The sequence below is a fragment of the Microcoleus sp. Aus8_D2 genome (genome assembly GCF_036702665.1).
In the GTDB taxonomy this organism is placed as follows: domain Bacteria; phylum Cyanobacteriota; class Cyanobacteriia; order Cyanobacteriales; family Microcoleaceae; genus Microcoleus.
The window spans coordinates 1-15,780 of the sequence record NZ_JAUBUN010000001.1 but is presented as its reverse complement, the minus strand read 5'-3'; the positions used below and the strand labels follow the sequence as shown (position 1 = coordinate 15,780).

Here is a 15,780-nt window from a genome sequence, read left to right as displayed (position 1 = left end):
TGATATCTTCCAGCAACAGGCAGGATGCCTGTTCCACGATAATTACATTTTCTTGTGGGGTGGGCGAGAGAACCCACCCAAACCCGATCGTTATTACAAATAGTGCCTGATGCCAGGTGCATTAAACAGCAGAATTTTGTTGATTTTACCTTCAGATAACAGTTTAAGAAAAGCATACAACCAAAGACAAGCTGAAAACCCATACACAATCACTCATTCCCAATCTAAAATCTAAAATCTAAAATCTAAAATCCTATGAGTTCCCGTGATGTATTATACTCATCTATCGGAAGGCACAAAGCCAAAATATTCCCTGAGAAGGATTTCAGAACCCAGCTTTTTCAGCTAAATATTATATATTAGCTCAAATTAAAAGACAGCAACTGCTAATCAATGTTGCTTTTCTCAAACTTGAGTTAAAGATTGTGCAGAAATTGAGTGAAAGTCAGCCTGTTAACAATCTCAGCGATGAAAATTAGTAAAAACGGAGATTTTTTGTATGTCTTTTATCAGCTTTAACCTTCCTGTCAAGCGTTTAGTTAGCAGTTTAATAGCTGTTTGTTTTTGTGCTTTGATGTTTGTTTCTAGTGCTTTCCCAGCTTTTGCCATTACCAGCAGCCCCACCAAAGGTGAAGATAAACTTTTGGGGATTGAGAAAGAAGCTCAAGAAGTTGTCCTGAAAAACCCCATGTCTCTCGAAGAAACTCAAGAAAAAGCCAGCAAAGGGCCCAACGAAGTTCAGGGAGATGCTGACATTGATAAAATGAAAAATCCTTCCAATACAAAGGCTACATCCTTTGAGCAACAAGTCAAAAAGGCTGTCAGCAAAATCAAAGACTAATTGCGCAGCTATCAGCATAAAAAAGTAGGGACACGGCAGTGCCGTGTCCTTCTAGCTTTTGTGTTCGAGAGCAATTTAGCTCTAGTTTGAAGAATCGATATCATAAGGTTTGTAGTGAGGACTTTAGTCCGCAGAAATTATTGATGCGGACTAAAGTCCTCACTACAAACCAATTTTATTGTGGTTGTTCGAGCGGATATGATATCAGATAGAATAAAAAAGCGGAAACGATTTGGCATCTTTCGGCTTGACAAACACTCTTTGCTGCGGCTGTAACTGCAATTGGTCAAACTTTTCTCTGGTCAAATTAGCGTTGACTACTTGACCGTCATCTAAGGTTAATTCTACCTGGATTTCCCATCCCAAATGAATCAAGCGACTGATTCTGGCAGGCACTGTTGCACTATTTTCTGTAGTTTCAATTACTACGTCGTGAGGGCGCAAGAAAATCTCTGGGTTGGCTGAGTCAAATCCGTTGTCTTGAAACATTCTCGAACTGCTGGGCAATACATTGACTGGGCCGATAAAACTCATGACGAATGCACTCGCTGGATGGTCGTAAATGTCTGCGGGTGTGCCTACTTGTTCGATTTTACCTTTATTCATTACTGTAATTCGATCGGCAACTTCCATCGCTTCTTCTTGGTCGTGCGTCACAAACACTGTGGTAACGTGTACCTCGTCGTGGAGTCGGCGCAACCAAGCGCGCAAATCTTTGCGGACTTTGGCATCGAGAGCTCCAAAAGGTTCGTCTAGCAGCAACACTTTTGGTTCCACAGCCAGGGCTCTGGCGAGGGCTACCCGCTGTCGCTGGCCTCCTGAAAGTTGCGACGGGTATCTGTCGCCCAATCCTCCCAATTGGACTAAATTTAACAATTCTTCTACGCGGGATTTGACTTTTGCTGGTGCATTTTTCTGAATTTCCATGCCGAAAGCAATGTTTTTTCGCACTGTCATGTGCTTGAATAGCGCGTAGTGCTGGAACACAAACCCAATATTCCGGTCTTGGACGCTAGTATTGGTGGCATCTTGGCCTGTCAGCCAGATTTTGCCGGAGTCGGGCATTTCTAAACCTGCAATCAGTCGCAGCAGCGTAGATTTGCCGGAACCAGAGGGGCCCAGCAGTGCGACTAGGGAACCTGATTCAATTTTCAAGCTGACTCGATCGAGTGCTTGGAAACTGCCAAACTGTTTTGATACGTCTTCTACAACTATTCCCATAGGAAGTTCGGCAACGGATGAGTGTAATGGATTTAACGGATGGATGTTGAGCTTTGAGGTTCGAGGAAAGAGCGAAAAATGTTAATCCCCGGTTTCTGGATAGGTTTATGTAAGATTTTAGAGCACGATCGCACATCCGTTGCTTAATTTTAGGGTTTTGGCGATCGCACATCCGTTTTTAGATTGGAGATTTTAGATTTGAGATTGACTTGCAGCATTGAATCTGGAAGATTGAACAGGAGTCGGAAATTTTGGCATCTCCACCACAGCCCTGCGGGACTTTGTATTAGTTTTTGGGCGGAGTCAAACACCGGAAAATTCACAAAAATCCACCTCAATAACAAAACAACACAATTATTTGCCACCAAAGTTGGCGTTTGGTACTACAATGCAGCAAAAGTTCAAGCGTTTTTGACTTCAAAGGCTGAGGGGATAAAGGAAAATGGGAGATGTTAGACCTGTGCCTGTAGGCATAGTTGGCGCTTCAGGTTATGGCGGCGTACAACTGGTGCGGCTGCTGGCGGATCACCCAGCGGCAGAAGTAGTGTATGTAGGCGGGGATAGCAGTGCGGGAAAACCTTTTTCCAGCCTTTATCCGCATCTGACTAACTGCATTGACTTGACTATCGAGGCGATCGACCTAGATAAAATAGCGGCAAAATGTGAAGTTGTGTTTCTGTCGCTGCCGAACGGTTTAGCTTGCCAAATGGCACCGACACTGATTGAAAAAGGCTGCAAAGTCTTGGATTTGTCGGCTGACTACAGATTTGAAAATCTGGACACTTACAAAGCTTGGTACGGTGGCGAGCGATCGGACTCTGAAGTCGCTGCAACGGCTGTTTACGGTTTGCCAGAATTGTATCGCGATCGCATTAAAAACGCTCAATTAGTAGGCTGTGCGGGCTGCTACGTCACGGCTAGTTTATTAGCCCTGGCACCTTTACTCAAACAAGGTCTGATTGTGCCAGAAACAGCAATTATCGACGCCAAATCAGGATCTTCGGGAGGGGGCCGCAAAGCCGAAGTTAATCTGTTGTTGGCAGAAGCTGACAATTCCATAGGGGCTTACGGCGTTGCGCGCCACCGCCACACCCCAGAAATTGAGCAAGTTTGCAGCGATTTAGCCGGACAAGATATCAAAGTCCAATTTACTCCCCACCTGATGCCGATGGTGCGGGGAATTCTGGCAACTGTTTACGCAAATTTGCGCGATCCGGGATTAGTGCGGGAAGATTTAATCACGATTTTTAGCGCTTTTTACCGCAATTCTCCTTTGGTAAAAGTGTTGCCGGCTGGGGTTTATCCGCAATCTAAATGGGCTTGCGGCACAAATCTTTGTTATATCGGCGTGGAAGTCGATCCGCGTACTGATAGGGTAATTGTGATGTCGGCGATCGACAATTTAATTAAAGGTCAAGCCGGTCAAGGCATCCAGTGCATGAACTTGATGATGGGTTGGGAAGAAACTTTGGGTTTGCCGCAATTGGCTTTCTATCCTTAATTGGGCATAGGGCATGGGGCATGGGGCATGGGGCATAGGGCATGGGGCATAGGGCATGGGGCCTGGGGCATGGGGCCTGGGGCATGGGGCATGGGGCATAGGGCATGGGGCATGGGGCATGGGGCATGGGGCATGGGGCATTGGGCATCTTGCCCGCTCGCGAAGTCGAAGGGTGGGCATGGGGCATGGGGCATGGGGCATTGGGCATGGGGCATTGGGCATTGCTTGGATATTTAAATTAAGGGGTGAAATTCGGCTCTAAATCCTTGCATTACCAATTACCCATTCCCGATGCCCCATTCCCGATGCCCCATGCCCCATGCCCCATGCCCACCCTTCGACTTCGCGAGCGGGCAAGATGCCCAATTCCCAATGCCCCATTCCCAATTCCCGAAGTTTTATTTCGGCCCGTAACCGATCGCTCCAGCATAAATTGCCCGATCGCCCAATTCGTCCTCAATCCGCAATAAACGGTTATACTTAGCAACCCGTTCGCTGCGGCACAGAGAACCAGTCTTGATTTGACCGGCGCGAGTCGCTACCGCTAAATCAGCAATTGTAGTATCTTCAGTTTCACCGGAACGGTGGCTGATTACCGATCGATAGCTGTTGCGCTTCCCTAAGTCGATCGTATCCAAAGTCTCAGTCAAAGAACCAATTTGATTCAGCTTAATCAAAATCGAATTGCTAGCCTTCAAATCAATCCCTTTTTGCAAGCGCGTGCGATTGGTAACAAACAAATCGTCACCCACTAACTGAACCTTGCTACCCATTTTCTCAGTTAGCGCCACCCAACTATCCCAATCGTCTTCGTGCAAACCATCTTCAATGGAAACGATCGGATATTGTCCAACCAAACCATCCAAATAATCGATTAATTCTGCTGGAGAATGAGCCACACCATCATAAGTGTATTTCCCATCTTTGTAAAATTCGCTAGCAGCAACATCCAAAGCCAAAGCAACTTGCTCGCCCGGTTTGTAACCTGCTTTTTCAATTGCCATCATTAACAAATCCAAAGCTTCCTGATTGGAACCCAAATTAGGAGCAAAACCGCCTTCATCGCCAACACCAGTCAGCAAATTTTTGTCTTTTAAGACTTTAGCGAGACTAGCAAATACTTCTGCACCCCAGCGCAAAGCTTCCTTAAAAGAAGGGGCTCCCACAGGTACAATCATAAACTCTTGAATGTCTACGTTGTTGTCCGCGTGGGAACCACCGTTGATGACGTTCATCAAAGGCACGGGTAAAACGTTAGCTAAAGCGCCACCCAAGTAGCGATACAGGGGTATTTGTAAAGTATCGGCGGCAGCCTTTGCTGTGGCTAGGGAGACTCCGAGAATGGCGTTGGCGCCGAGGTGGGATTTGTTGGGGGAACCATCCAAGTCAATCATGGTTCGATCGATTAACGGTTGGTCGATCGCATCCAAACCAGCCAAAGCGGGAGCAATTTTGTGTTCGACGTTAGCAACGGCTTTCAAAACTCCCTTACCACCGTAGCGGCTTTTGTCATCGTCGCGGAGTTCGTGGGCTTCAAACGAGCCTGTAGAGGCGCCGCTGGGGACTTGGGCGAGTCCGACAACACCATTGGCTAGATAAACTTCAGCTTCGATGGTAGGGCGGCCGCGGGAGTCGAGGATTTCTCTGGCTTTGATAGATTCGATCGCAGTGTCTTGCATATTAACGATTCCTGACTTTGCTCGAGGTTTGATGACATTTGGCAGTCTGTCGGTTCTCCCACACTGACTGCTGACGGGTAATAGAGTACGCGATCCCGACAATTATTGACACAGAGTTCAAAATATTTGCGGATTTGGGCGACATCCAAGTGTCAATAAGCTGTGCTTGTTGAATATTTGTGGTAAATTTTGACAGTCATTTGATTTGTTTAACCGCAGATTCACGCACATTTGTTAATTGGAACATTTATTAAAATCAGACTGTCTAGAAAGTTTCATGTCAATCAGGGAAAACTTAGATGTTAGAAACAAATCTCGGAACAGTTAAAGCCTTAGCTAACAACTCCGATCGAATTATTCCCGATCCACCAAACATCAAATTGCTCACCGGGCCTTTGCCAAATCCCAGCGATCCCAACTTTTTCGACCTTACTCCCAATAACGATGTAGTTCAATTAGCCAACGGAATTCTCCGCAACACTCCCGGAGGTTTGCGGGCCTTAGCAGGCGACGATTTTGTCCGAGGTTCAGGTGCTGCAGAACTGATGAACGGGAATGGCGGCACAGATACTTTAATCGGAGGTTGCGGCAATGATACTATTCGTGGCGGTCAAGATTTTGACATACTGTACGGAGAATGTGGCAACGATATTCTCAGCGGCAATCAAGGTAATGATGTCGCCTATGGAGGCACGGGAAATGACTTTGTTAGAGGTGGTCAAGGCAATGATGCTTTAGTAGGAGACAGTGGCAACGATACTCTAATCGGTGACGCTGGAATTGACAGACTCTGGGGAGGAGAAGGCGCGGATTTATTTGTCCTCCGCAGAGAAGCGGGAGCAACTTCTGCGGAATTTGGTTCGGATCAACCGCGTCCTGCTGGAACTTTTCCTGCTAAGGTAGAGCAAGTGCCAGCCGATTTTATTCTCGACTACAATCCAGCACAAGGAGATACCATCGGATTGGCAGGAGGATTGACGCGAAATGATATTGTTTTGACCGAAAAGTTTTTAACAATTGGTGATGCCAGAGATTACGACAGTAGCGGGCCTATTCCTCCGGGATCGATAATAACTCTTGAGTTTAGATATCTGGATACTAAGGCGACGGTGATTCGGGAAGCTAGTACCGGCAATATTTTGGGTTTGGTGAAAGATGTGTCGCCTTCTCAACTTCAGTTTACATCTGTAGTGGATGGGGCGATCGCCCTCGGATAGGATTTGTGCAAAAAATCCGGTTTCTTTGGTTTTGATGCGTAGGCCAGAAACCGGGTTTTTGTCAGAATGTTCGCTACAGTCGTAGAAACCCGAAAAAACCCGGTTTCTTAGATTACGCACGGGTGGCCAGAAACCGGGTTTTTGCGAGAATACTTTCTTAGACGTTGGTGTTGGGGAAATTTGATATGATAGTTTGGGCGATCGCACTATTCTACATTCCGTAAATTATCAGCGATGAACATTCAGTTAGTTGACTCCTTAATTCAAGTCATTGAGAGGCTGAGTTACTTCACAATTATCCGGGTTTGTCGGGTTTCGATTTAGAGAATGCTTGGCCTTATTACGATCGCCACCGCGAAGAAATCGATCGCATTATTGTTGATCGTCAAACGGAATAGTAAAATAGTAGATAGCTAAAAAAGGGATTTTAGATATGGAACTGAATCAGTATTTTGATTTCTTAGCAGCGGATGATATTCGCATTAAAGGACATCGCATCGGGATTGAGACGGTGCTGTATGAGTATTTGTATCGGGAACGCACCGCCGAAGAAATCCAGCAACTCTATCCATCTCTAACTTTAGCAGAAGTTTACACAACTATTTTGTATTATTTGCTGAACAAAGACTCAGTAAGTCAATATATACAAGATTGGTTAGAGTGGTCGCATCAGCAGCGAAAAATGCAAGCAGCAAATCCCCATCCTGCTGCGGAAAGATTGCGAAAATTGAAGGCAGAACGAGCAAGGCAAACTGCGAACCAGGGTGCTTGAGAAATGGCGCTTAAATATTTGATGGATGAGAATATTACGCCAATTTATGCGACACAGCTTCGCCGGAAACGCCCGGATTTAGTAGTTTGGTCAGTGGGCGACATTGGTACACCTCCGAAAAGTACGGATCCGGATATTTTGATTTGGTGTGAGGATAATAGTTTTATTTTAGTGACGAACAACCGCAAGTCAATGCCTGTCCATCTGGCAGATAATATGGCTGAAGGCAGACATATTCCAGGGATTTTCGTTGTGAACTCAGATTTAAGTATTGGGCAAAATATTGAGGAATTAATTTTGATTGCTGATGGTTCATTCGATGATGAATACCAGGATCAGATCGTCCATCTCCCATTAACATAAACAGGACTAATGCACGGGTGGCAAGAAACCGGGTTTTTACGAAAATATTCGTCAAAGTCGTAGAAACCCGAAAAAACCCGGTTTCTTAGATAACGCGCGGGTGGCCAGAAACCGGGTTTTTGCGAGAATATTTGGTCACAGCCCTAGACATGGAAAAAAACCCGGTTTCTTTTGGTTCATTCGATGATGAATACCACGATCAGATCGTCCATCTCCCATTAACATAAGCAGGACTGACGCGCGGGTGCCCAGAAACCCATAAAACCTCGGTTTCTTAGATGACGCGCCGGAGGCGATAAACCGGGTTTTTGCGAGAATTATTGGTCACAGCCAAAGACATGGGAAAAAACGCGGTTTCTACGGGTTGTGATGCGATCGCCCTGTTGGACACGGCAACGATCCTTGGTGTCAACGATCGGGTACAACCAACAGTCCAGTAGTCCGGCAGGGGTTTCAACCCCTGCCGATGGAGCGAAAGTCGTCTTTAGACGACTGAACAACTCATGAGTCGTCTTCAGACGACTTTCGCTATGAGACAGGGAATAAATTCCCTGGCGGACTTTCGGGTAGGCGAGAAAACTCGGTGGATGACAGCTTAAGCAGTCCGGCAGGGGTTGAAACCCCCGCCGATGGAGCTAAAGTCGTCTAAAGACGACTGAACAACTCATGAGTCGTCTTCAGACGACTTTCGCTATTAGACAGGGAATTAATTCCCTGGCGGACTGTCGGGTAGGCAAGAAAACTCGGTGGATGAAAGCTTAAGTTGATACACCTTGGGCACTGTTGTATTCTGATTCCTAATCCCCGCCCACCCAGCAAAAAATCCTGTCACAATCAAATGAAGACTACCATCGACAAACGATATGACGCTCCAAGAGTTGTTGCAGTTAATCGACAAAGCCGCAGAAGAGGGATCCACAGAATTGGATTTGGCGGGGTTGGAGTTGGAGGAATTGCCGCCGGAGATTGGCAAGTGCACGCAGCTTGAGACTTTGGTGTTGGGGAAGTTCGATGAGAAGAAAGGAAAATCGATTGGGAATAAGTTAACTGAGTTTCCTGATGTTGTTCTTCAATTAACTAACTTAAAAAGACTTTTGATTGCTGACAATCAGATTACCGTCATCCCAGATGCGATCGGGCAATTGTCGAATCTTAGAGAACTTAACCTAAGTGACAATCACATTAGTGTCATCCCAGATGCGATCGGGCAATTGTCGAATCTGACACGGCTTGACCTCAATAGCAATCAGATTACCGTCATCCCAGAAGATCTCGGGCAACTGTCGAATCTGTCAGAGCTTTCCCTCAGTAGCAATCAGATTACCTGCATCCCAGAGGATCTCGCCCAACTGTCGAATCTGACATGGCTTGACCTCAGTAGCAATCAGATTACCTGCATCCCAGAGGATCTCGCCCAACTGTCGAATCTGACACTGCTTCACCTCGGTGGTAATCAGATTACGGTAATCCCAGAGGTGATCGCCCAACTGTCGAATCTGTTACTGCTTCACCTCGGTGGTAATCAGATTACGGTAATTCCAGAGGTGATCGCCCAACTGTCGAATCTCACATCGCTTCTCCTCCGTGACAATCAGATTACGGTAATCCCAGAGGATCTCGCCCAACTGTCCAATCTGACACAGCTTTTCCTTGATAGCAATCAGATTACGGTAATCCCAGAGGATCTCGGGCAACTGTCGAATCTGACAGAGCTTTCCCTCGGTGACAATCAGATTACCGTCATCCCAGAGGATCTCGCCCAATTGTCCAATCTGACATGGCTTAACCTCGGTGACAATCAGATTACCTCCATCCCAGACGTGATCGGGCAAATCTCAAATCTGACAGTGATTTTACTCCATAACAATCAGATTACCTCCATCCCAGAGGCGATTCGTGGCATGGAAGAGCTGGGACAACTTCACTTTCCGGGAAATCCACTCCCGATTCCTCCGTCCATCCTCCAAGGCAGACAATTCTACGAAGCAGGCGATTTGCGTACCATCCTCGACTTCTACTTCCAAACCCGCAACCCCGACGACACCGAAGAACTCTACGAAGCCAAACTGCTCATCGTCGGCGAAGGCGAAGCCGGAAAAACCACCCTCGCGAAAAAACTCCTCAACCCCGACTACGAACTCCGAAAACGAGAACCCTCCACCGAAGGCATCGACGTGCTGCGCTGGGAATTCCCACACAACGGCAAAAGCTTCCGCGTCCACATCTGGGACTTCGGCGGACAGGAAATCTACCACGCCACCCACCAATTCTTCCTTACCGAACGTTCCTTCTACATCCTCCTCGTCGATAACCGCCGCGAAAACCCCAACCTCTGCTACTGGCTGAACGTCATCGAACTTCTCAGCAACGCCAGTCCCGTCCTCCTCGTCCACAACGAAAAACACGACATTCGCTGCGAAATCAACGTCTCCCAACTGCGCGGCGACTTTGCCAACTTAAAAGAATCACTCAACACCAACCTCGCCGACAATCGCGGACTCGATGAACTGCAACGCTACCTGGTAAACAACATCACCCAACTCAAGCACGTCGGCATTGGCATCCCCAAGCGCTGGGCTAGTGTCCGCCATGTCCTGGAAAACTACGCCCACAAACGTACAAACTACATCGAAGTCTCTGAGTTCTACGACATCTGCGCCCAGCAAGGTTTCGACAAGTCCGACAAACCCGCCATGCTGAGTCTGAGCAAGTACCTGCACGACCTCGGCATTATCCTCCACTTCCAAAAGAATTCTGACAACAAAAAATCTATCCTCCTCAACTGGGTCATCCTGCGTCCCGAATGGGCAACTAACGCCGTCTACAAAGTCACCGACAACGAACAAGTCATCGCCAACTGCGGATACTTCACCGACGAAAACCTCAGCGAAATCTGGAGTGAGGAGGAATACGACAACCTCCACGACGAGCTACTCCAGCTAATGAAAAACTTCAAACTCTGCGCTACGAAATCCCGTCCGGGACACTACATCGCCCCACAACGCCTCCCCGTCGAAAAGCCAGACTACCCCTGGGACGACACCGATAACCTGATAGTGCGCTATGAGTATACGTTTATGCCCAAAGGCATCATCACCAGCCTGATTGTGCAGATGCACGACTTGATTGAGGATATTGTCTGGCGCGAGGGCGTTGTCCTCACTGACGGCTGCGCCAAAGCTGAAGTCATCGAGAACTACCACAAAAAGGAAATCTGCATCCGCGTATCTGGAACCTAGAAAAAACCCTATTAGATAAAATCCGCGACGAACTCTTGAGGAGGATTCATCGCAGTTACGATAACCGCCTAAAATACCAAGAATTCATCCCCTGCAATTGTTTAAAATGCACGGGAAGTCACCCCATGCCTATCCGTTCAATGTTCTTCAGCAGTTCTACCGCGATCGACAATATGATATCCAGTGCCAAAAAAGTTATAAAATGGTCAATGTGCGGGGATTAATTGAGGATTTCCCAGACTATTCCCAAGATAAATTTTCTGGAATCGATCGACCCGATCCTGTTGATTATGCTAGAGATCGTCCCAAATCTCAAAAAACTATTTACAACTTAAACTTAAACATGAACCCCCAAAATACTGAAGATTCTGCCGAAACCAACAACTTTCAAAATGCTTTTCAAGGTGCTAACTTCTCCGGCAATATCGGCGGTTCGTCGAACAGCGCTCAAGTTAGTGGCAATCAATCCGTGCAAAATAATAATGCCAATACGGCGGAACTTCTAAAATTAATCTCATCGATGCGTCAAACCGCCGCCCAATTTCCCGAATACGAACGCGAAGAAGTGTTGATGGAAATTAGCAACGTGGAAGCACAACTAAACAAACCCGCAGACCAGCGGAATCTGAAACTGATTGGTAAAAAATTGGGTGTTATTTTGGCGATCGCCGGGAGTATTGCTAGTCCGATCGCAAATATGACTGATTTTACCAATAATGTGACTGATTTAGCCGAAAAAGCCGGTGTTGAAAGCCTGATGCCATCGGGAAAGTAAATTATTTAAGATTTTAGCGCTCTTGTATTGTAGATGACACGCGGGTGGCCAGAAACCGGGTTTTTACGAGAATTGTTGGTGACAGCGCCGAAACTGAAAAAAACCCGGTTTCTTAGATGGTCGCGAGGGGCAGAAACCGGGTTTTTGCGAGAATTATTGGTGACAGCGCAGCAACTCAAAAAAACCTGGTTTCTTAGATTACGGGTGGTCAGAAACTGGGTTTTTATGGACTCGTATCGAGAGGCTTTTTAAGTTTCAGCTTAACATTGGTTCCTTTTTTAAGGACAACTTCACCACCAGGACTAGACAAGACATAAGCCGCTGCTGCTGCACCCCCAGCTAAAGTACCATGCTTGAATTTCGCTTTATTACCGAGGAAATGACCGCCCGCTGCTCCAGCTAAAATAATGCCAGCATTCTGAACAAACTTGCCTTTGGTTTTTGTTTCTACCTGAGTATTCACTAAAGTAACATCAATGGGATCGGCTGAGCCATCTGCGAATTGAATGTCATCAAAAACTAGATGCAAACTCGCTTTTTTGCCTTTAGCTGCTTTGACGACATCTTCCAGATGTCCCTGAATCACGGCATCTTTAAGAGTTTTATTGCCTCCTTTGACTCGCAGAGTAAAACGATCGTTGTTGCGGTTTTTACCCGTGGACAAATCTTGTTGGAGAATGGTATCAAAAGTGGTTCCAGCAGGGACGGCCTGCTGATTTGTCAGCTTACTGGACTTAGGGCTGCTTTGGTTAGCGGGAGCAGAAGTTTTGCCGATCGGCTCGCTTGACTTCTGACAAGCAACAGTGTTACTGAGTAATACAGCACTCAGTAGTAAGGGTATTAATTTTTTCATCGTTGGTGTCTTCGATTCAATAGGCTATCAGAATCAGATTAGGCTAAAATTAGCCGCTAACATAAAAGAAGAAATATTTTAATACATTTTTGGGCGATCGCCAACCATACATGACTACTTATTTTTGACTAATAAATGCTTCTATCGTATATATAGCCTTTCTCAGAAAGATGAGGTACTTGACGGGCATAGGCCAAACCGGGCATAGGCCAAACCGGGCATAGGGCATTGGCCAAACCGGGCATTGGGCATAGGACTATCCTCACTTTTGTAAGAACCCCTATAGAACCCATTTGGCATCTTTGAGTTTTTGGGTTGGATGACGAGAAATACCGAGATCGACCCGGTTTCTGAGATTTACGCAGAATAGATCTCAAATGGGTTCTATACAGCAGAGGATTTATACTGCGTAACTACCCCGGCAGGGGGTAAGTTCCGTTTAATATTGCCAGAAATCCGCCACATCATATCCCATTTCACCGAGCATTTGCCGCAGCAAAGGCAAACTCAAACCAATCACATTGGTATGACAGCCTTCGATTTTTTCCACAAAAAAGCCGCCTTTACCTTCGAGCGCAAAACAGCCAGCACAGGCGAGAGGTTCTCCCGTAGCGACATAAGCAGCTATTTGACGCGAGGTAACTTCCGCAAAATAAACTTTTGTAACTTGACAGCGAATGAGCGATCGCTCCATTGCCTCATCAAAGTTATCGAATCTAGTATCAATTAAAGCATGACCCGTATAAAGTTCGCCAACTTTACCGCGCATTTTCTGCCAGCGCGAGATTGCTTCTTGGGCATCCTTGGGTTTGCCGTGAATTTCACCATCAATGACCAAAATTGAATCGCATCCCAACACCAAACACGATTTAGGATTGGGGATTTGCGGGTGAGAATTAGCCCGCAAAGAACTAGCTACAGCGTCAGCTTTTCCCTCTGCTAAAACCTGCACTAATTTAGTAGCATCCCTCATTTTTATTTGCCCTTCATCAAAGTCGCTGGGGCAAATTACGGCTTGAATGCCAGCACTTTTTAGCAGGCTGCTGCGCGCTGGGGAAGCTGATGCCAATACAAAAGTTGGTGTTTTCATAGCATTTTTTATTAATTGGGAATGGGGCATTGGGCATGGGGCATGGGGCATTGGGCATTGGGAATGAGGAATTGGTAATTGGTGATTGGTAATATCAAATCTGTTTCTTTCTCATATCTTATATTCCACATCGGCGGGTGAGAGTTTTTGCAAGCTGAAAATTTAATTCAGCGGGGTTAATCTTGTGAATTTTCTATTACCGATGCCCGATGCCCGATGCCCGATGCCCAATTCCCGATGCCCAATTCCCGATGCCCGATTCCCGATTCCCAATTCCCCAATTAGTCCTTAATAAACAGAGAAAGATTTGACGACTTTCTCAAAAGCTTCTTTGACTTTCGGCCAACGTTCTTCGGTAGTGGAAACGTTCAGGGTAAATAGTTTGCCGCGGCTGACAGCTACGCTGGCTAAGTTGTGCCGTTGTTGGTTTGGGAGTTTGACGGCGTATTCTAAAATGTAATAGTTTTTCGATCGCGATTCGCGAGATCCTGCATTGACTAATTCAGCTTCGCGGCCCGAATCAGCCGGAGCGATTGCACTTTTGCTAAGCTTGTATCCCACATCCGTCGGCGTGCCCAAATCTGCGAGAGTTTTGTTCCCCACAACTGGACTGATGACCACGCTGACATTCTCGGTTTGCTGAATTAAATCGCGGAACACCACATCGGGCCCGTCAGAAACTGCGATCGGCAGCCAGCCGTTAGGATAAAGAAATTGATAGCCGTCGCCAGTATCAACGTAGCTTTTGAGTCCGGTAGCTGTAGAGACACAACCGGTCAAGCTGAGAGAGAAAACCACCAGAAGTATTGCTGCAATTCGTTTGAGCATTATTTTACAAGTACGGTAACACTAAAATATTTAATTTAAATTGTCTCATCAAACCTTGCAAAAATAGTTAAGCTATGGATCGCCAATTGTGTATTGCTGGCAAGCCATAGCCGTACAGTTTAATTTTCAACAAAGTTATTACAGGTGAGTTAGCCAGCTAATCAGTCCGTGCTTGGTAGAAACTTCTAAAGCCAAGAGAGAAACAAAACCAATCATGGCAAGGCGGCCGTTCAAGCGTTCTGCGTAGGGTGTAAAGCCTGTGCGGGCTTCATCGTCAATGTATACTTTGGGCTCGATCGCAAAATTGTTCATTTTACCGTCGTTGTCGAGTAGTAAGCCTCTGTCAGCCATGTCAGTGTCCTAAGTTGTTTTTGGTGTAATGTAAACTAATGTAACAGACTTATGAAGAGATGTAAAGGATTATGAGTTTTTTTTTTCAAAGCCGCGACTCAGATACCAGTTTTCCCCACAAATCCAACGGGCTGACAAGCTCGAAACCCTTATAGAATAAGTAATTCCCAACCTAAAATCTCAAATTTCAAATTTCAAATGGTATGACTGTAGGCAGTAGACTCACGCTCCCGGAGGGGGGAGGATATAGTTGACAGGTGCAAAAATCGATGGTGTGGCAAATCCCAGTCTGGGTTTGACGAAAATAGTGGAAGAATGGAGGAAAAATTTATGCGGGCCAGTCTGGAAATGCGGTGGTTTTATAGCGGTACGCTGCCAAAGCCGATCGGGCAATGGTTTGGAAGCGAGAGTCTGGGCGGGTATCTGTCGCCGCCGGAAGAACGAGAAGATTTATATTTGCTGATACCTAGTTGCGACTACTTGGGAGTAAAACTGCGCGGGAAAAATTTACAGGTAAAGTGGCGGCAGGCAGAATTGGGGGTCATGCAGTTCGGCAACCGCTGGGAAGGTAAAGCCGAGAAATGGCTGAAGTGGATATGTGCCGACACGATGGCGCCGCTACCGGCGGATATGATGGCTACTGGAAAGTGGGTGAAGGTGAAAAAAAAGCGCGCCCAGCGTCTTTACCAAGTTTCTGCCCCGGGCGTGCTCATGTCTGTACCTGTCGAAGCACCGATTCCCCAAGGCTGCATTGTAGAAATTACTCAGTTAAATGTTAACGGTAATGCGTCGTGGACTTTAGGATTTGAAGCGTTTGGGAGCGAAAGTTTTTTGGCCGAAAGTCTGCAAACAGTAGCTAATTGGACTAGCAAGAGTTATCAGGCGCAAAAGTTGAAAGCGGATGATTCTTCTGGTTATCCGATTTGGCTGGCTGGTAAGTAAGTCCTGCCGTCATTGGTCATTGGTCATTGGTCATAGGGCATAGGGCATAGGGCATAGGGCATAGGGCATAGGGCATAGGGCATAGGGCATAGGGCATAGGGCATAGGG

Annotated in this window: 18 protein-coding genes; 11 read left to right on the top strand and 7 right to left on the bottom strand. The window is 46.5% G+C overall.

The genetic code is table 11. From position 1 onward, the window contains the following. Positions 1-499: 499 nt before the first annotated feature. Entirely contained in the window at positions 500-841 is a 342-nt protein-coding gene (locus tag QUB64_RS00090) for a low temperature-induced protein (RefSeq protein WP_333270661.1), read from the top strand. A 204-nt stretch (positions 842-1,045) separates the two neighbouring features. Here the strand turns inward: QUB64_RS00090 and QUB64_RS00085 are convergent, their stop codons facing one another. Then, complete coding sequence (locus tag QUB64_RS00085; protein WP_333270658.1) at positions 1,046-2,062, bottom strand: sulfate/molybdate ABC transporter ATP-binding protein; 1,017 nt, start codon at positions 2,060-2,062, stop codon at positions 1,046-1,048. Between the two features lie 442 nt (positions 2,063-2,504). On the opposite strand from QUB64_RS00085, the gene argC reads away from it, so the two are divergent. After that, the gene (gene argC / locus QUB64_RS00080) at positions 2,505-3,563 is read left to right on the top strand and encodes an N-acetyl-gamma-glutamyl-phosphate reductase (protein ID WP_333270656.1); all 1,059 of its coding nucleotides are present in this window, start codon (positions 2,505-2,507) and stop codon (positions 3,561-3,563) included. Continuing rightward, on the top strand, positions 3,564-3,800 hold the full coding sequence (locus tag QUB64_RS00075; RefSeq protein ID WP_333343226.1) for a hypothetical protein: 237 nt from the start codon (positions 3,564-3,566) through the stop codon (positions 3,798-3,800). A gap of 21 nt (positions 3,801-3,821) precedes the next feature. On the opposite strand, the gene QUB64_RS00070 is transcribed toward QUB64_RS00075, so the two are convergent. Both QUB64_RS00070 and eno read right to left on the bottom strand, forming a co-directional pair. Next, positions 3,822-3,944: a hypothetical protein gene (locus QUB64_RS00070; protein ID WP_333270650.1), complete on the bottom strand. Its 123-nt coding sequence runs from the start codon at positions 3,942-3,944 to the stop codon at positions 3,822-3,824. A gap of 17 nt (positions 3,945-3,961) precedes the next feature. Then, on the bottom strand, positions 3,962-5,242 hold the full coding sequence (gene eno, locus QUB64_RS00065; RefSeq protein ID WP_442921614.1) for a phosphopyruvate hydratase: 1,281 nt from the start codon (positions 5,240-5,242) through the stop codon (positions 3,962-3,964). Between the two features lie 299 nt (positions 5,243-5,541). Here eno and QUB64_RS00060 point away from each other — a divergent pair, with 299 nt between their 5' ends. The 6 genes from QUB64_RS00060 to QUB64_RS00035 all read left to right on the top strand — a co-directional run bounded on the left by QUB64_RS00060 (position 5,542) and on the right by QUB64_RS00035 (position 11,608). Continuing rightward, entirely contained in the window at positions 5,542-6,459 is a 918-nt protein-coding gene (locus QUB64_RS00060; protein WP_333270647.1) for a calcium-binding protein, read from the top strand. Positions 6,460-6,892: 433 nt separating this feature from the next. Then, positions 6,893-7,231, top strand: coding sequence for a DUF433 domain-containing protein (locus QUB64_RS00055; RefSeq protein ID WP_333270644.1), 339 nt, complete (start codon positions 6,893-6,895; stop codon positions 7,229-7,231). Between the two features lie 3 nt (positions 7,232-7,234). Beyond that, complete coding sequence (locus QUB64_RS00050) at positions 7,235-7,594, top strand: DUF5615 family PIN-like protein (protein ID WP_333270642.1); 360 nt, start codon at positions 7,235-7,237, stop codon at positions 7,592-7,594. A 308-nt stretch (positions 7,595-7,902) separates the two neighbouring features. Next, positions 7,903-8,034 carry a hypothetical protein gene (locus tag QUB64_RS00045; protein ID WP_333270640.1) on the top strand — a complete coding sequence of 44 codons (132 nt, stop codon included), beginning with the start codon at positions 7,903-7,905 and terminating at the stop codon, positions 8,032-8,034. Between the two features lie 423 nt (positions 8,035-8,457). Continuing rightward, a complete protein-coding gene (locus tag QUB64_RS00040; RefSeq protein WP_333270638.1) occupies positions 8,458-10,833 on the top strand; it encodes a leucine-rich repeat domain-containing protein in 2,376 nt (791 codons plus the stop codon). A 106-nt stretch (positions 10,834-10,939) separates the two neighbouring features. Next, entirely contained in the window at positions 10,940-11,608 is a 669-nt protein-coding gene (locus tag QUB64_RS00035; RefSeq protein ID WP_333270635.1) for a hypothetical protein, read from the top strand. Between the two features lie 223 nt (positions 11,609-11,831). Here QUB64_RS00035 and QUB64_RS00030 read toward each other — a convergent pair whose 3' ends face one another. Both QUB64_RS00030 and QUB64_RS00025 read right to left on the bottom strand, forming a co-directional pair. Beyond that, positions 11,832-12,461, bottom strand: a complete 630-nt coding sequence (locus QUB64_RS00030; protein ID WP_333270632.1) for a hypothetical protein — start codon at positions 12,459-12,461, stop codon at positions 11,832-11,834. 439 nt (positions 12,462-12,900) lie between these two features. After that, positions 12,901-13,530: a nucleoside triphosphate pyrophosphatase gene (locus QUB64_RS00025; protein ID WP_333270928.1), complete on the bottom strand. Its 630-nt coding sequence runs from the start codon at positions 13,528-13,530 to the stop codon at positions 12,901-12,903. On the opposite strand from QUB64_RS00025, the gene QUB64_RS00020 reads away from it, so the two are divergent. Beyond that, a complete protein-coding gene (locus QUB64_RS00020) occupies positions 13,481-13,618 on the top strand; it encodes a hypothetical protein (RefSeq protein ID WP_333270949.1) in 138 nt (45 codons plus the stop codon). The two genes, QUB64_RS00025 and QUB64_RS00020, sit on opposite strands and share 50 nt — an antisense overlap. 221 nt (positions 13,619-13,839) lie before the next feature. Here QUB64_RS00020 and psbP read toward each other — a convergent pair whose 3' ends face one another. Both psbP and QUB64_RS00010 read right to left on the bottom strand, forming a co-directional pair. Further along, entirely contained in the window at positions 13,840-14,379 is a 540-nt protein-coding gene (psbP, locus tag QUB64_RS00015; protein WP_333270629.1) for a photosystem II reaction center PsbP, read from the bottom strand. Positions 14,380-14,517: 138 nt separating this feature from the next. Beyond that, positions 14,518-14,730, bottom strand: coding sequence for a chlorophyll a/b-binding protein (locus QUB64_RS00010; RefSeq protein ID WP_293247335.1), 213 nt, complete (start codon positions 14,728-14,730; stop codon positions 14,518-14,520). 315 nt (positions 14,731-15,045) lie between these two features. Here QUB64_RS00010 and QUB64_RS00005 point away from each other — a divergent pair, with 315 nt between their 5' ends. Next, a complete protein-coding gene (locus QUB64_RS00005; RefSeq protein WP_333270624.1) occupies positions 15,046-15,672 on the top strand; it encodes a hypothetical protein in 627 nt (208 codons plus the stop codon). The last annotated feature ends 108 nt before the right edge of the window (positions 15,673-15,780 follow it).

Bases quoted from the DNA above. Each gene is read 5' to 3' on its own strand.
- QUB64_RS00090 (WP_333270661.1), top strand. From the start codon at position 500: ATGTCTTTTATCAGCTTTAACCTTCCTGTCAAGCGTTTAGTTAGCAGT.
- QUB64_RS00085 (WP_333270658.1), bottom strand. From the start codon at position 2,062: ATGGGAATAGTTGTAGAAGACGTATCAAAACAGTTTGGCAGTTTCCAA.
- argC (WP_333270656.1), top strand. From the start codon at position 2,505: ATGGGAGATGTTAGACCTGTGCCTGTAGGCATAGTTGGCGCTTCAGGT.
- QUB64_RS00070 (WP_333270650.1), bottom strand. From the start codon at position 3,944: ATGGGGCATTGGGAATTGGGCATCTTGCCCGCTCGCGAAGTCGAAGGG.
- eno (WP_442921614.1), bottom strand. From the start codon at position 5,242: ATGCAAGACACTGCGATCGAATCTATCAAAGCCAGAGAAATCCTCGAC.
- QUB64_RS00060 (WP_333270647.1), top strand. From the start codon at position 5,542: ATGTTAGAAACAAATCTCGGAACAGTTAAAGCCTTAGCTAACAACTCC.
- QUB64_RS00055 (WP_333270644.1), top strand. From the start codon at position 6,893: ATGGAACTGAATCAGTATTTTGATTTCTTAGCAGCGGATGATATTCGC.
- QUB64_RS00050 (WP_333270642.1), top strand. From the start codon at position 7,235: ATGGCGCTTAAATATTTGATGGATGAGAATATTACGCCAATTTATGCG.
- QUB64_RS00040 (WP_333270638.1), top strand. From the start codon at position 8,458: ATGACGCTCCAAGAGTTGTTGCAGTTAATCGACAAAGCCGCAGAAGAG.
- QUB64_RS00035 (WP_333270635.1), top strand. From the start codon at position 10,940: ATGCACGGGAAGTCACCCCATGCCTATCCGTTCAATGTTCTTCAGCAG.
- QUB64_RS00030 (WP_333270632.1), bottom strand. From the start codon at position 12,461: ATGAAAAAATTAATACCCTTACTACTGAGTGCTGTATTACTCAGTAAC.
- QUB64_RS00020 (WP_333270949.1), top strand. From the start codon at position 13,481: ATGCCAGCACTTTTTAGCAGGCTGCTGCGCGCTGGGGAAGCTGATGCC.
- psbP (WP_333270629.1), bottom strand. From the start codon at position 14,379: ATGCTCAAACGAATTGCAGCAATACTTCTGGTGGTTTTCTCTCTCAGC.
- QUB64_RS00010 (WP_293247335.1), bottom strand. From the start codon at position 14,730: ATGGCTGACAGAGGCTTACTACTCGACAACGACGGTAAAATGAACAAT.
- QUB64_RS00005 (WP_333270624.1), top strand. From the start codon at position 15,046: ATGGAGGAAAAATTTATGCGGGCCAGTCTGGAAATGCGGTGGTTTTAT.